Raw genomic sequence first — 16,680 nt, 5'->3', positions numbered from 1 at the left:
TACATTAGGAGGTTCATCATGTATACGATTGATTTGAATGGGAAATGGAAAATGAGAGATACGCGTCACAAAAACTGGATAAGTGCTATAGTTCCAGGAACTGTCTTTACAGATTTAATTAATGCAAAAGTAATGAAAGATCCTCTTTTTAGAGACGCGTCGGATGAAGCGCTGGCATATTCTGACTCTCATTATGAATATACAAGACAATTTGAATGGGCGGAAAATGTCAGAGACTTTGATCAAATAAGATTGAGGTGTGAAGGACTCGATACAGTGAGTGAAATCAGGTTAAATGGCGAAAAGGTTGCAGAAACGGATAATATGCATAGAACGTATGAATTTAATGTTAGGCATCTATTGCAAAAAGGAATGAATACGATTACAATCATTTTCTACTCCCCAGTAGAAAAGATAAATAAAAGAAATAAGGAGTATCCTATTTATTCATTGGCTGAGGCAATAGGGATACATGGTTTTCCCCATTTGAGGAAGGCTCATAGTATGTTCGGCTGGGATTGGGGACCTAAAGTGCCGGATGCCGGGATATGGCGTAATATCAACATTCAATGTTATCGTGTAGCGGCTTTAGATGATATTTATGTGTCTCAAGAGCATAGGACGGACAGTGTGAAAGTCGATGCCCAAGTGTCGGTCGATATATGGGACGAATCATTTGATCATTTGGAGGTTTCGTGGGAAATAGAGGGACCGGACCATAGTCAAATTTGCAGAGGCTCATCTCCTGTTATTTTTCAAAATAAGAGAGAATGCAAGTTGTCGACCGAGATCAAAAATCCAGAATTGTGGTGGCCAAATGGTTATGGCTCCCAGTCTCTCTATCATCTTAAATTTTATCTCAGTCGAGGAGAGGAAGTACTGGATAAAAAAGAAATGAAAATCGGCTTGAGAGAATTACATGTTCTTCAGGAAGATGATGAATGGGGAGAATCCTTTGCTTTTCAAGTAAATGGGGTGGCTATCTTTGCTCAAGGAGCAGATTATATTTTAGAGGATAACCTCATGTCTAAATATTCAAAAGAGCGGACGGAACAACTTATTAAAGACTGTGTTGAATCTCATTTTAACTGTATACGTGTCTGGGGAGGTGGGATTTATCCCGATAATTATTTCTATGATCTATGTGATCAATACGGATTGATTGTATGGCAGGATTTCATGTTCGCCTCTATAGAATATCCATCAGAGAACGAGACTTTTATTCGTAATGTTGAGAAAGAATTGGCTGATAATATCAAGCGATTGAGGCATCATGCCTGTATAGGTCTTTGGAGTGGTAATAATGAAGCGGAATGGGTCATGCTTATTTTGGAACAGAGCGATGTGTTTGGACTATCAATCGATAAAGAGCAGTTCCCAATCGAAAAAATGAAGAAAAAATACACGGAATTTTTTGAAGAGTATATTCCAGAAGTCGTAAAAAAATACGATCCTAATCGATTTTACTGGCCATCATCTCCTTCATCGGGCGGTGGCTTCGATAATCCTAATGATGAAAATAGGGGGGATGTACACTTCTGGGATGTCTGGCACAGGATGAAGCCATTCGAAGAATATAGAGATTATGTATTTAGGTTTTGTTCAGAATTTGGCTTTCAGGCATTTCCGAATATCAAGACGGTAAATGCATTCACTTTGCCCGAGGATAGGAATGTTTTCTCATCTGTGATGGAGAATCATCAAAAAGGGGAAGATGGGAATAAGAAGATTGTTACGTATATGGCGGACTATTATAAGTATCCTGAGAACTTGGATGGTTTCATCTATACTTCCCAGCTACTTCAAGGAGAGGCAATTAAGTATGGAGTGGAGCATTGGAGACGAAATAGAGGGAGAAGTATGGGGGCAATCTACTGGCAATTGAATGATTGTTGGCCTTGTATTTCCTGGTCAAGTATTGATTATTATGGTAGATGGAAGGCATTGCATTATTTCGCTAAACGGTTTTATGCACCAGTATTGATTTCTGCTGCTGATGTCGGAACTGATGTCACATTGTATCTTACAAATGATCAATTGGAACCAGTTAAAGGAATGATAGAATGGAAATTAAGGGATAGTGGCAATAACATTGTTAATTCAGGACAGCATCATTGTGAGGTACAATCTCTTTCTGCAAAGGCATGCACGACAATTCAAATGGAGAAATATATGACAGATGGAAATAGCCATCGTTTATATTTGCAGTTTTCCGTTCAAGCTGAAGGGAAGTGTTTGGCAGAAAACACATTATTGTTTGTGAGACCTAAGTATTTTGATTTTAAAGATCCTCAAATCGTCGGGGAAGTGAAAGAAGATGATGAAAGCTTCGTGATTACATTGCGATCCGTCGCTTTTGCCAAAGCAGTTGAGCTAGACTTAACAGAAGCAGATGCCCATTTCAGCGATAATTTTTTCGATTTGTCGGCAGGAGACAAAAAATGTGTGTATCTATATAAAGACAATATATCCGAGCCATTACATGTATCAGAAATTAAGGAACAGCTGACCGTACGTAGTTTGTTTGATACCATTGAATATGTTGGAAATGATATGCAACGAAACAGTTTAATTAGAAAGTAATACACAGGTTAGTCCCCACAACTGGAGTTATATAAAACGAATACACTATGATTTTAAGAAAAGAAACTATTTATAGTGAAAAAAGTTGTTGGGGAGTCAACCTATATGATTATTTAAGGATGAATAGGTAGAGGCCTATTCGTCTTTTTCTGTATGTTTTCTGAAAGCTTCAGGAGACATGTTCTTTGCGTTCGAGAAGGTGCGGTAGAATGTCTTGTAAGAATTATAACCAACTTGATAAGCGATATCAGTTGTTGACATAGTAGTGGTAGAAAAAAGAATACAAGCGTTCCAAATACGAATTTCGTGTAAAAGGTCATTAAAACTTTGGCCTGTATAGCGTTTAAGATATTCGTTTATATGTGATTCACTAAAGTGAAAGTGAGCTGCCGTTTTTCTTAATGTCAATTCATCCATGTAATACAGATGCATATGGTAAATAATCCGCCAGACGAGCCCAGAACAAGAAGGCATTGTGATGACATTGGAAGGATTAGGCTGATATTGTGTGAGGTCATTTTTGCGAAATTGATCAGGGGAAATCCCCTTAATGCTTTTAAATACGCGAAAAAATGTTTTCGGTGAGCGGTAACCGACGGCATGGCTTATTTCGGTAATTGACATATCAAAGGATGTAATAAGGGCACAGGCATTGCGCACTCTTATTTCGTGTAATAAATCTGTGAAATTCTGTCCTGTATGTTTTTTAATTGCGCCGCTTAAATAGGATTCATTAAAATGAAACTTTTTAGCGATTCTCGATAATGTAAGGTCTTCTCTGAAATGAGCATGGATAAAATGGATGATGTTCCATATATTTGTATCTGTATTTGGTGCTTCTGGAGAGGGCATTTCTCGATTTTTATTGTTTCGAAATCGATCAAAATGAATTAATAGTTCAATAATTTTTGTTTTGAAGAAAAGATCTTTCCATAGGTGGACATGATTTAATTCATCAAGCATTATTTCGTAAATAGCTTTTATTTTTGCCGTGTCGGTAGTTGATATATCAATATAAGGAGTTTCATATAAATTGTCAAAAACAAGATGATTTAGTTCTTCATACTGTTGGTCTTCCACTAGCATATTTACACCGAAATTACATTTGTATAATTCAAGAGGATGATTAGTATCTGGAATAATTTCATGTATGTACCAGGGGGTCATGAACGTAAATGTACCCGGTGCGAGATTATGTTCTATACCATTAATTATTTCTTTCCCAAATCCTGATATAACCAGAGTTATCTCAAGATAATCATGCCGATGGGGAGGTATAGGAGTTGTCAGGTGATCGAGAGCAACAAAAAAGGGAAATGAACTCTCATTACCTAAAAATCCTTCAAAATAATAGTTGTTTTTACTCACTGTTATCACATCTCCTCTAACCAGGGGTAACCAGGGGTAACCAGGGGGACGGTTCTTGTGGCCAAAGAGTGATCTCACCTTCAAAAGACACAGTTTCGTCTTTGCATAAACTTGAGTATTAAATACTCTCTAGTTAATAGAAAAACGAATCTAACAAGCTAATGAGGTTTGGATTTATCGAAAGTGAACCATCGGAACCGTCCCTTCGGTTCAGTCCCTTCGGTTCATTATACCAATTATGCAAAAGTATTATTGTCATAATATTAAAATAAAAGTGATGAATAACAACAAAAAACGCTAATATTAGACAAATATACTATTTTTCGATGAGCCTTGGACCTGTTGCCTGGCACTTTGCGATGTTTGTCGAATAATAAAAGAGAAAACAGTCATGCTTGAGGAGTACTTCACGCATGGATGTTTGTTTGTTGTGTACCTCTAGTATTTTGTAGAAAAAAGACTATATCTATGTGTGATATAGTATAATAGACACATTATTAATGTCACGGCATAGGAAGTGCTAAACAAATACGGGCAAGGTGCCTTTATTATTAATAAAGTTTCATAGAATTTAAAAATCAATAGATTTCTTTAAATTAGGATTGATCAAATAAAGTTGGAGGTATAGCTATGAAAGCTCGGTTTTGTTCTGAATGTGGGAAAGAAAGAGTCGAAGATGCTGCTTTTTGTGGGCACTGTGGTAATAAATTTGAAGAGGAGACGACGGTCGGCGGAGAAACTTCTGCGACCAAGGAAGTACCTGCGACTCATTTTTCTGATCAAGTGAAAGGGATCTTCTTCCAAGCAACAGAGAAAGTGAACAGCATGGTAGGTGAAAAAGGAAACATAGATTTAAAACTAAGCGATGTTTTTTCTGCTGTGTTAAAAAAACATACAAAGGAAGAAGGGGAAGTGCTCTTTATAACAGGAACTTCTTTAACCACTCCTGATGAAAGTGAAATATCAGCATCATGGCCGAAACCGTGGTTGTTCTCAAGAGTATTTTTGATATTAGCTGCTACATATCTTTTATTGTACATATGCACGTTTACTTTCCAAAATTCCAACGCCGTACCAGGTTTAATGATGATTGGAGCGTTTGCTGTTCCTTTTTCGTTGCTAATTTTCTTTTGGGAAACGAATGCTCCGAGAAATATAAGTATTTTTGAAGTGGTGAAGATGTTTTTTGTGGGTGGTGTGGCTTCTTTAGTTGCTACTCTCTTTATTTTCTCTTTCTTTCCAGTTTATCAATTGGATTATGCTGGTGCTATTACGGTCGGAGTCATTGAAGAGGTTGGTAAGTTAGTTATTGTCGCTTATTTTATTAAACAATTGAATGTGAAGTTTATCTTAAATGGACTTCTAATTGGGGCTGCTATAGGAGCAGGATTTGCAGCTTTTGAAACGGCAGGATATGCCTTTAATTATGGATGGATATATAGTGATCAAGCGATGCAGGCAATTATTGTTGACCGTGCTTGGCTTTCCGTAGGTGGACATGTCGTTTGGGCTGCGATTTCAGGTGCTGCACTTGTTTATGTAAAAGGGGATCAACCACTCACTAAAAATCATTTTACAGACCCTAGGTTCATTCGGTTATTTCTCGTACCGATAATTCTCCATGCGATTTGGAATAGTCCACTTTATTTTTTGCATGGATTTTACTTTTTATACATTGTATTGATTGTGGTCGCCTGGATCTTCATTTTCACCTTCATAAATGCAGGATTGAAACAAATTTCTAGATTGGGTGCCTATCACTCCCCGAAGTCTGTCGAATGATACAGTGATAAGTAACAAACTGCTATGTGCGCATGGCAGTTTGTTTGTATTTTATTTTACTTTCCGGTAGTTTTACTTTTCCCATCATTCCCTTTTTCCCAAAGTTTTTGCTATACTTTTAATGAAAGTGTAGGTGACTACGTTGTTTAAAATATTATTAATTGAAGATGATGAGACTCTTTTTAAAGAGATGAAAGATCGACTATTAGATTGGGAATATGACGTGTATGGGATTGATAACTTTCAAAGAGTGATGGAGAGCTTTGCTGAGACCCGGCCAGAATTAGTGATTATCGATATCCAACTTCCTAAATATGATGGATTCCATTGGTGTCGGATGATCCGTGAGCATTCGAATGTTCCGATTATCTTCTTGTCTTCTCGCGATCATCCGACAGATATGGTCATGTCGATGAATTTAGGTGCAGATGACTTCATTCAGAAGCCCTTTCACTTTGAAGTGCTCGTCGCAAAAATCCAAGCGATTATGCGTCGTGTCTATAATTACAGTACAACCTCTTCCGTTCTAAAGACGTGGATGGGTGCGACGATTGACATCGAGAGAAACCGTGTATTAAATGAAACAGGAATGATCGAGCTTACGAAAAATGAAATATATATCTTGAAGCTGCTTGTTGAACGGAAGAATAAGATTGTCAGCAGAGAAGATTTAATGAACTTGCTGTGGGATGATCAGCGCTTTATTAGTGATAATGCGTTAACGGTCAATGTAAACAGGCTTCGCAAAAAACTAGCTGAAATTGGACTTGGGAGTGGTATCGAAACGAAGGTTGGTCAAGGCTATATTGCGATAGAGCAGGTGACAAAATGATTCGAAAATTCGTGATGGAGAGAATAAGCTGGTTGATATTGGTTGTATTTTTACTGCTGCTTTCTTTATTGATGGCATACCTAGACCCGTCTCTTTCGCTTGACTCTATGTTCTATTATGTCTTTCTATCACTCGTGATTTCTATCCTGTTTGTCGTTCATCGCTATTTCAAGGAGACGTCATTTTTCAAAGAGCTTGACACGCGGGATTCTACGACGGATATTACGAGTCTTCCTGAACCGAACAGTCCATTTGAATCATTCATTTATAAGCAAATCACTACTCCGATCGAACAGTTAGCAAAAGATGTTTCTACGAATCAGCTTCTCCTAGAAGAAGAGAAGGATGATTTGCTTGCTTGGATTCATGAGGTGAAAACACCATTAACAGCTCTGCGATTAATCATTGACCGTACGGAAGATCAGCAATTAAAATCCGAGCTTATGTATGAATGGTTAAGAATCTATTATTTGCTTGATCAACAGCTGCATCAAAAGCGGATACCTTTCATTGAAAATGATTTGTTCATTGAAAACGTCGAACTGGAGTCCCTGCTATATAGTGAAATTCGTACGCTAAGGTCTTGGTGTTTAAAAAAGGGAATTGGCTTCGATGTAGAATTACATTCAACACATGTGCTCACTGATACGAAATGGCTGGCCTTTATTCTCCGTCAACTTTTAACAAATGCCGTGAAATACAGCGAAGAAGGTTCTGAAATTACGGTACAATCGACAGACCAAAAGGGACAAACAATCTTAACTGTAGCAGATAATGGCAGGGGAATTGATTCTCGTGATGTGCCAAGAATTTTCGATAAAGGCTTTACCTCTACAGGCAAAAATCAGGATCAACATGCTACAGGGATGGGTTTGTACTTAGCAAAAAAGGCAGCGATCCCACTTGGCATTCATATTTCTGTTCGGTCAATTATCAGCAGTGGGACAACCTTTACCCTTACTTTTTCAAAAGAGAACCGATTTCTCGAAATTCAAGGCGTGTGACAATAATGTCACTCGCTTTTGCTTTTTTGTTAGGAGAATCGAAGGACTCTATCTGCAAAACTTTATAAAATAAGGGTATCTTAACAAGTGGAGGAATTTAGATATGAATATTCTTGAAGCTAGAAAAATCCAAAAAAGCTATGGTAATAAATTTACGAAAGAAGAAGTGTTAAAAGGGATTGATATTAGCATTGAAAAAGGCGAATTTCTAACGATCATGGGCGCATCAGGATCTGGGAAAACGACGTTATTAAATGTGTTATCCACGATTGACCGACTAAGCCATGGTTCGTTAATAATCGAAGGGGAGGATCTAACGAAAAGCAAGGAAAAGAAGCTCGCAGAATTTAGAAAACATCATTTAGGGTTCATCTTTCAAGACTATAATTTACTTGATACGTTAACAGTAAAAGAAAATATCTTATTACCACTTTCGATCACCAAGACTGCAAAAAAAGAGGCACTAGAGAAATTTCAAATCGTCGCTGCCGAGCTTGGAATTGAAGAGGTAGCGGATAAATATCCAAATGAAATATCGGGCGGGCAGAAACAAAGAACTTCTGCTGCGAGGGCTTTCATACACGAGCCAAGTATCATCTTTGCTGATGAGCCGACTGGTGCGCTTGATTCAAAAACAGCGTCTGATTTACTTGGTAAATTAAGCAAATTAAATGAAAAGCGAAAAGCAACGATCGTGATGGTGACTCACGACCCTGTTGCAGCAAGTTACAGTAGCCAGGTTATTTTTATTAAAGATGGTCAAGTCTATACGCAATTGAACAAAGGAGAAGAGAGTCGCAACGCGTTTTTAAAAGATATTATGAAAACGCAAGGAGTGTTAGGCGGGGTGCACTATGAGCATTAATCAGCTTATTTTCCGCAGCTTTAAAAAGAACCTAAAGAGCTATTATTTGTATGTGTTTGCTCTCATCTTTAGTGCCGCCCTCTACTTTGCTTTCGTCACCTTGCAATATGACCCTTCAATGGATGATGCATCGGAATCGATGAGAGGATTAGCAGCTATCCGCTCGGCATCTGTACTCCTTATCGCGATTGTGACTGTATTTCTTTTATACGCAAATACCTTATTCATCAAAAGGCGTAGTAAAGAGATTGGCTTATTTCAACTCATTGGAATGACTAAAAACCGTATTTTCATGATCTTGAGTGCTGAAAACTTTCTGCTATATTTCGGCTCGCTTTTAATCGGAACGTTTGTCGGCTTTGCCGTTTCAAAATTAGTAGCGATGATTTTATTAAAAATTACTGGTTTGGAAGCTGTTGCTTCTCTTTATTTTTCGGCTAATGCCTTCGTCGAGACGTTGCTCGTTTTCGGTGGTATTTATCTTTTAATTATGCTGATGAACTATTTGTTTATTAAGCACCAAAGCATTTTGTCCCTCTTCCGTGTGAAGAGTAAAACGGAAGGAAGAGTCAAGAAGGTTTCGATCGTAGAAATTTTGATTGGTATTTTTGGGATCGTATTAATCGCGACTGGTTACTTTGTATCGGCGAGACTTTTTGATGACAGTGTCGTGTCGATGAACAACTTATTCTTAGCGATGCTCTTTATTTTAGCGTCTGTTATTATTGGGACATATTTTTTCTATAAAGGTTCTGTGAGCTTTATTGCCAACATTATTCGAAAAAATAAAGGCGGATACTTGAACATTAATCAAGTGATGTCACTATCCTCCATCATGTTCCGTATGAAATCAAATGCGATGCTGCTTACAATCATTACGACCGTATCAGCCCTTGCAATCGGACTGCTATCCTTAAGCTATATCTCCTACTATTCAGCTGAAAAAAATGCTGAGAGCACTTCTCCTGCTGATTTCACATTTGTAACAAAAGAGAATGCAGAGGCTTTCGGGGAGGAATTAAGTGAAAATGGGATTGCCTACACGGAACAAACGATTGATGTGATTCAAGTGGAAGTTGATATAGAAGAGATTGTGGGTAGAGATATGGAGTCCTTTCAATTTGATGGAGGCATGATGACCATGTCTGTTATTAGTGACCGACATGTTGAAGACATTCATGTACATGAAGACGAGACGATATTCTCTGGATTTAGTGATGCGATGCAAGCACTGCTAAACTTGAAAGATTCTGGAACACTTATTTTTCATGGGTCCGCAACATCTATTAGTCAAGAATATTTAGGATTATTAGAAGATAGCATACTACCTCTATATTTTACAGGTGGAATGCCTACATCTATTGTGAATGAAGCCACATTTACAACACTCTCTAATGACATGAATCCAGATATTCAGTTAGACTCATCTATTTATATTGGCTATTCATTAGATGATCGAGGAACAGTGAGAAAAGCTGATGAGCTTTTTAACAGCATGCCGTTCAGTCAAGATTTCGGCAATAGTTCTCAATTCTCAGAAGCGGAACAGCAAAAAGTGAATATGGGCGTTATTATGTTCATTGTCGGGTTTCTCGGTCTCACCTTCTTAATTACATCAGGCTGTATTCTATATTTTAAACAAGTAGAAGAAGGCGACGAAGAACAACCGAATTACAAAATCCTAAGACAACTAGGCTTCACGAAAAAAGATCTTTTGCAAGGCATAGTTGGAAAGCAGCTATTCAATTTCGGTATCCCTCTTGTATTTGGCCTAATGCACAGCTACTTTGCTGTCCGATCGGGCTGGTTCTTTTTCGGCACAGAGCTATGGACACCAATGTTCATCGTCATGGGCTTGTATGCAGCACTTTACTCAATATTTGGCATCCTGTCTGTGCTTTATTATAAGCAAGTTATAGGACGAAGCTTGTAGAGGAACCATGGGGACGGTTCTTGTGGTCGAAAAATGACCGCGGGGACGGGTCTTATGGTCGATAAAGAATGGGGGCACTTTCCGGTTTTTGTCGAATAGTATCGTGAAAAATAGAAAACAGCCATGCGTGAAGAATAGAACTTCAGGCATGGCTATTTGTCTGTATTGCCGGCTCCCGATGAGTGTGATAAAATATGTGGACACTAATTTGATCTCGAGAAGTGAAGTACTTTATATTATGCTTTAGAGGACAGCTTTTGATTTGGGATTATTCCCTGACCGAAGGAACCGTCCCCTAGTTACTATGCTCCAAAAGTAAGAGGAAGGGATCGCAAGTGCGATCCCTTCCTCTTCGAATTGTGTTTACTAATGTGTTAAAGAGTCAGACCAACTCTTCTCTTAATCCAAATTCTAATTGTTAAATATTCTGAGTGCAGTTCCTTCGTCCCGTTTTACGTGAGATTAAGAATGTTGCAGTTCCTATAAGGAGTAAAACTAATCCTAAGAGAAGCATTGTATACATACTTGTTGAAGTTTCGGGTAATTTCTGGTCCCCTACAACTGTTTCTGTGTCGCCTTCTCCAGGTTCTGTACCACCATCACCTGAGTCGGTTCCTGTGTCACTTTCTCCAGGGTCTATATCACCATCGCCTGAGTTGGTACCTGTGTCACTTTCTCCAGGGTCTGTATCACCATCGCCTGAGTTGGTACCTGTGTCACTTTCTCCAGGGTCTGTATCACCATCGCCTGAGTTGGTACCAGGATCAGTTCCTGGTTCATCTCCAGGATCGGTCCCTGCTTCACCATTTCCAGAGTCTTGAGCAGATTCTTCAAAGACCGCAAAAATACTAAAGTGTGTTGTTTTTCCAATAACTACTTCTCTTTCTTCATCATATGACACACTATCTAAAATATCCTCCCATTGCTCACTAGTTTCATTGAAATAACGAATGACTAACTTGTCAGGATTATCTTGTGAGTCAACAGGTATTTCAATTGTAACTGCTTCAGCAAAGTTGGAAGTATCCATGCCTTCAAGTGTAAATTGGTATACATTGCTTTTCACTTTATCTCCATCTGTTATATTATCTTTATTCACTTTTGAAACTGTATACGTTACATCGCCTGTTACACCTTCAAAAACGTTTGCTGGAATAGTAACTTTTACAATCTTACCATTTTCATCTTCTATTTCGAAATTCACAGAAACATTTTTACTTGATAAAATTGATCCATTAAATGTCACTGAATTCCGACCTTCACTTAGTTTTACAGTGACCGTACTTGACTCTACAAGGTTTTCCTCATTAAAGTCAACGACCCCCTCTTCATTTGGTTCAAATGTTTCCGGTCGATCTACAGGATCTTCGGGATTACCAGGATCAGTACCAGGTTCGTCATCACCAGGATCACTTGGATCCTCAGGTTCAATTGCGTCTTCTATTTCACTACAAATATTCGCTGTACTATTATCCAAAGTTATATTTCTAAACACAATATTATCTCCACATGGCGATTCAACAATTTCTGAATTTCGTACAGTTAGGTTTTCCATAAGAATATCAGAATTGTTAGGCATGTCATCACGTGCTGCAATTCGGATACCACTTGGTCCTTCAACGATACCGCCTTTAATTGCAATGTTATAGCCGTTCTCTAGGAGGATAGCATTGTTTCCAGTGTTTGCAATGTCAACATATTCAATGACAGCGCCACCACTGCGAGATACACTAAAGATTCCTCTACCACCACCACGGGCAACGACTTCACCTATCCTGTTATTGGTCGTGTATTCATCATCAATATGACCATTTCTATTTGCCATTCGGAATGCAGCATAGCCCGTTCCGGTTCCAGCTCCAAATCCGTATACGGCGTCTACATCTGCATTAATCGTATCATTCAATAACACACCAGAGTAACCAGTATTTACGGCGGTAACAGTACCAATACTAATACCATCTACACCATACGTTTCTACTCCATGAGCACTTGTTCCAGAAACGTACACATTATCAATTTGAACATTTCGAGTACCGTAAACGGAGTCATCATCACGACTATCGATACGGATTCCAAGTCCACTATCTAATCTTAAGTCAATTTGACCTAAGTGAATATCTTCTGATGTACGTACGTAAATACCAAAGTTAGGGCTTCCTGTTAAATTTAAGTACGGAACAGAAACATTCTCCGCATATCTAATTCGAACAGGTGCCTGATGGTTATCATAATCAAATTCACCTTGCCCTTCGACATGGATAGTTCCGCATACCTCGAAAGAAGTATGACTTGGTAAATCAAGTGACGCATTTGTTGGAATTGTTCCAGAACCACGAACAACGACACTTTCTTGTGTTGTACGGTCAGGAGTTAGGCTGTCGACTGCTGTTTGCATTGCTTCAAGCATGTCGTGTCCAGTATAGATGACGTCATCGTTAATCACCTGCCATGAACCATCTTCCATTTCGATTACTTCTGCATCAAATTCCCCAGCACCGCACACTCTTAATTCTAGTTTTTCTCTTTCTTGTGCCTCTAAAACATGTGATGCTTCTGAGATTCCACCTTCATTTACAGCTCTTACCACATAGTAATATGGATTTGGTGAGAAAATATCTTCATCTGTAAACGTTGGGTGTTCCGTTTCTCCAATTCTCTCAAAAATATTTGTATCCGGAAAATCCTCAGGATTATATCGCGTCCGGTAAACATGGTAACGAACAGCATTGTCCACACCGTTCCATGAGAATGTCACTTCACCTTGCGATTGATCTCCCACTGATAATCCGTCAGGACTAATTGGTGCTTGAACACTTTCATCCACAACGGCCGCCGTGACCTCATTACTTCTTGGCGATTCGACACCAAATTCATTTACTGCTGTTACTGCATAAGTGTAAGTATGACCTAATTGAACATCTTCATCGTCAAAACTTGCTTCAGTTGTATTTCCGATTAGAGTAAAACTATCTTGTCCCTCTTCTTTTCTGTATACATTAAAGCTTGCAGCGGAACTATCTTCATCCCAGCTTAGATGAACCGTCTCTGGTGAAAAAGAGAGGTCTGAAACCTCTAAACTAGAAATCTCTGTCAAGGTCATAATCTCTAATCCATTAATTCTTCCATTTTCACCAATTTCAACATTAAGTTGTCCATCAGTGATATTTACTGTATGAGTTAAAACACCAAAGCTCCCAGCACCAGATGTAACATTACCAAGGTTTTCCCCCTCAACAATAAAGCTAGATCTGTTAAATGCAATAGTGTCACCGGCAATAATTCTAACGAAATACTCACCATTAGGAATATCAGCCTTAAATTCATAATTACCATCTAAAATAAAGTCTCGCCTTAAATCGTCAGGCTCTCCTCGATCTCTTTCTGCTACATTTTTATTTATGCCGTAGCCTATTTCCTCATTATAAAGCGTCGTATTTGTTACTTGTTGGTATCCGTCTGCTACAGGACCATTACCAAAATCGAACATAAGATAAAAAGGTTCATCTGGATGCGTTGGCGCCTCTTCTTCAACGGAAACTTGTACAATTTCAATTCCGTTTATTCTGCGATCATTTGTCACCTCGATATTTAGCTGTGCATCTTCTACTGTAATGGTATCCTCAAATTCGATATAATTTTCAGATGCTACATGAGTATTGCCTTTATCTTCCCCTTCAATAATAAAACCAGTACGATTTGCAGCCGCATCATCTCCGGATATGATAAGCACGTCATATTCACCATTCGGTAGATCGACTTTAAATTCATAATTACTATCATGGTTCGTAAAATCTCGTCTTAAGTCATCCGGTCCACTACGATCACGATAACCCACTTCTTTATCTAGTCCATAGCCTCTTTCTTCGGAATAAACCATTGTATTTGTGACTTGTAAATATCCATCCTCTACTGGACTCGACGTGCTACCAAAGTCAAACTTAGAATGGATTAGTTCTGGTTCCGATGGCTCTGTTGGTTCTGATGGATCCGTTGGGTCCGCCGGCTCTGTTGGCTCAAAAGGATTACCCTCTTCATCAGCAACTTGTACAATTTCAATGCCGTTTATTCTTCTGTCATTCGTTACTTCAATATTTAGTTGTCCGTCTTCTATTGTAATAGTTTCCTTAAATTCAATATAATTTCCAGATCCTACATGGGTATTGCCTTTGTCTTCCCCTTCAATAATAAAACCAGTACGATTTCCAGCATCCTCATCACCGGATATGATGTGCACATCATATTCACCATTTGGCAAATCCACTTTAAATTCATAATTACCAGTGAAAATCGTAAAATCTCGTCTTAAGTCATCAGGTCCTTCTCTATTACGGCTATCGACAACTTGATCAAGTCCATATCCTATTGTTTCCTCATAAACTAAATCACTAGCCACCTGTGTGTACCCATCTTCTACAGGACTTGTTGCTGATCCAAAGTCAAACTGATAGTGAACGGGTTCATCAGTACTCTCTTCTACACCTAAAGGAACAATTTGAACAGCGTTAATACGTGCCCATTCGTTTGAAAAACTAATGGCTACCTGGCCATCCTCAACAGACACATCTTCCTCATAAGTGATAAATTCTCCTGCTCCTGAACGATCCCCGCCTTTCACCTCGTCACCCTGAAGTGAATAGCTTGTTCGATTATTGTCAAATTGGGATCCTGTCACTATTAAAACTTCGTATTCTCCATTTGGTACATCGACCTTGAAGGTATTACCACTTGCTAATACAAAGTCTCTTAATAGGTCACTAGGATCATTTTGATCTCGCGAATCTCCTGCTCTCACTAATTCAAGCCCAAATCCTTTTTCACTAGAATACTCAGTCAACTCAGATACCTTCGTATATCCTTCTGCTACAGGGCTTGACTCCGTTCCAAAGTCAAAATTGAAAGTTGGAAATTCACTTTCTTCTTCATTTAAAGTAGTTGCATTGGCAAAGACACCACTGCTAGCAAATAATGAAAAAAACATTAAAAACACCATAAATATTGTTAGCTTCTTTTTTACCATTCTGACACTCCTCCATTTTGATAAAATGTGCAAACAAATCTTTTCTATCACCCCCTTAAAAAAGCAATTTGTAAGCGGTAACATTTTTAATGAAATGAAACCGTTATCATTTTTAAATGATTATATTGGTATGTCACTATAAATGTAGAGAAAGTATGAGAAGTAAATTCTAGGAGGTATGTAAATTAAGTCAGAAATTCAGATGTATTATATATATCTATTACATCTTAGATTCGTTATTAGAATTTTACAATAATAAAAATGTTAAAACATCTTTGAAAAATAACACAGATAGGGGAGCCGGTCATGGGTGACCATGGGTGACCATGGGGACGGTTCTTATGGTCGAAATATTTAGGCGGAGGATGGACCTTTCCTTTTACTGTATTGAGGATTTATGCTGAAAAATCGGAGTTGTATGCACAAAACTCGAGGTTTATGCTGAAAATTAGGGAGTTAATGCACAAAAGAAGCGGGATTATGCATATATTTTTTGGTTCTATGCTGATATCGGGATCCGTGAGAATTCGGTCCCCTTTCACTTTAAATATTCTGAGTGCAGTTCCTTCGTCCCATTTTACGTGAGATTAAGAATGTTGCAGTTCCTATAAGGAGTAAAACTAATCCTAAGAGAAGCATTGTATACATACTTCAGCAAAGTCGGAAGTATCCATGCCTTCAAGTGTAAATTGATACACATTAAATATAGACCAATTCTATTAGTACTAATGAAACAAATCACGGCTATTAAAAATATAATCTAAAGTATTAATTTTAGCTCCTAGCATTCGTTCTGCAGAAAGGACAGACTCCTTTAAGAAGTTTCTACTATTAATATATCAAGAATAATCGCATGGTTAAGTCAAATAAGGGCCATTCTTTTTATCTTAGGAGGAGATTAATGGCTACTAATAGTAAATTATTTATATACTGCTGCTGAAACTAACTCCTTCGATTCTTTTAAAAGTATCTGGTAATCCTACGACAATAATTGATTCTATTATTTCGCTTACTAGCACTTCCACTTCTACTTGAAAATACGATACCCTAATAAGCATTTTAAATGCTTGTTTTTTTTGCGTATTTTATCCCTGCAATACATCGAAATAACTTAAATTAATTGACTGCGATACGTTAACACGAGAGAAGGATGATTGGAATTAACAATCGTTTACCGGAAGAACCGTCCCCACGGTAAACAAAAACTAGGAATAAAAATACAAAATAGCAATATTGTAGGAAGGAGCAAGCTTACAAAAATATCAATATTATAGGGAGGAATATTATATGTGA

Annotated in this window: 9 protein-coding genes; 6 read left to right on the top strand and 3 right to left on the bottom strand. The window is 38.1% G+C overall.

Annotation, left to right across the window (positions count from 1 at the left end):
- Window positions 1–18: 18 nt before the first annotated feature.
- Window positions 19–2,583 carry a beta-mannosidase gene (locus ACM26V_RS15180; protein WP_416147569.1) on the top strand — a complete coding sequence of 855 codons (2,565 nt, stop codon included), beginning with the start codon at window positions 19–21 and terminating at the stop codon, window positions 2,581–2,583.
- A gap of 135 nt (window positions 2,584–2,718) precedes the next feature.
- Here the strand turns inward: ACM26V_RS15180 and ACM26V_RS15175 are convergent, their stop codons facing one another.
- Window positions 2,719–3,951 carry an AraC family transcriptional regulator gene (locus ACM26V_RS15175; RefSeq protein WP_416147568.1) on the bottom strand — a complete coding sequence of 411 codons (1,233 nt, stop codon included), beginning with the start codon at window positions 3,949–3,951 and terminating at the stop codon, window positions 2,719–2,721.
- Between the two features lie 630 nt (window positions 3,952–4,581).
- On the opposite strand from ACM26V_RS15175, the gene ACM26V_RS15170 reads away from it, so the two are divergent.
- The 5 genes from ACM26V_RS15170 (at window position 4,582) to ACM26V_RS15150 (ending at window position 10,367) form a co-directional block, all read left to right on the top strand.
- Window positions 4,582–5,733 carry a PrsW family glutamic-type intramembrane protease gene (locus ACM26V_RS15170; RefSeq protein ID WP_416147567.1) on the top strand — a complete coding sequence of 384 codons (1,152 nt, stop codon included), beginning with the start codon at window positions 4,582–4,584 and terminating at the stop codon, window positions 5,731–5,733.
- Window positions 5,734–5,875: 142 nt separating this feature from the next.
- Window positions 5,876–6,565: a response regulator gene (locus tag ACM26V_RS15165; protein ID WP_416147566.1), complete on the top strand. Its 690-nt coding sequence runs from the start codon at window positions 5,876–5,878 to the stop codon at window positions 6,563–6,565.
- On the top strand, window positions 6,562–7,569 hold the full coding sequence (locus ACM26V_RS15160; RefSeq protein ID WP_416147565.1) for a sensor histidine kinase: 1,008 nt from the start codon (window positions 6,562–6,564) through the stop codon (window positions 7,567–7,569). Before ACM26V_RS15165 ends, ACM26V_RS15160 begins: the two co-directional genes overlap by 4 nt.
- A 103-nt stretch (window positions 7,570–7,672) precedes the next feature.
- Complete coding sequence (locus ACM26V_RS15155) at window positions 7,673–8,434, top strand: ABC transporter ATP-binding protein (protein ID WP_416147564.1); 762 nt, start codon at window positions 7,673–7,675, stop codon at window positions 8,432–8,434.
- Window positions 8,424–10,367 carry an FtsX-like permease family protein gene (locus tag ACM26V_RS15150; RefSeq protein ID WP_416147563.1) on the top strand — a complete coding sequence of 648 codons (1,944 nt, stop codon included), beginning with the start codon at window positions 8,424–8,426 and terminating at the stop codon, window positions 10,365–10,367. Before ACM26V_RS15155 ends, ACM26V_RS15150 begins: the two co-directional genes overlap by 11 nt.
- A 418-nt stretch (window positions 10,368–10,785) precedes the next feature.
- Here the strand turns inward: ACM26V_RS15150 and ACM26V_RS15145 are convergent, their stop codons facing one another.
- Window positions 10,786–15,387 carry a hypothetical protein gene (locus ACM26V_RS15145; protein ID WP_416147562.1) on the bottom strand — a complete coding sequence of 1,534 codons (4,602 nt, stop codon included), beginning with the start codon at window positions 15,385–15,387 and terminating at the stop codon, window positions 10,786–10,788.
- Between the two features lie 923 nt (window positions 15,388–16,310).
- Window positions 16,311–16,445, bottom strand: a complete 135-nt coding sequence (locus ACM26V_RS15140) for a hypothetical protein (RefSeq protein ID WP_416147561.1) — start codon at window positions 16,443–16,445, stop codon at window positions 16,311–16,313.
- Window positions 16,446–16,680 lie beyond the last annotated feature (235 nt).

The organism is Salipaludibacillus sp. HK11 (assembly GCF_047795645.1).
GTDB lineage: Bacteria > Bacillota > Bacilli > Bacillales > Salisediminibacteriaceae > Salipaludibacillus.
Note: the sequence above shows the minus strand (reverse complement) of the source record. Positions and strands in the feature narration are given on the sequence as shown.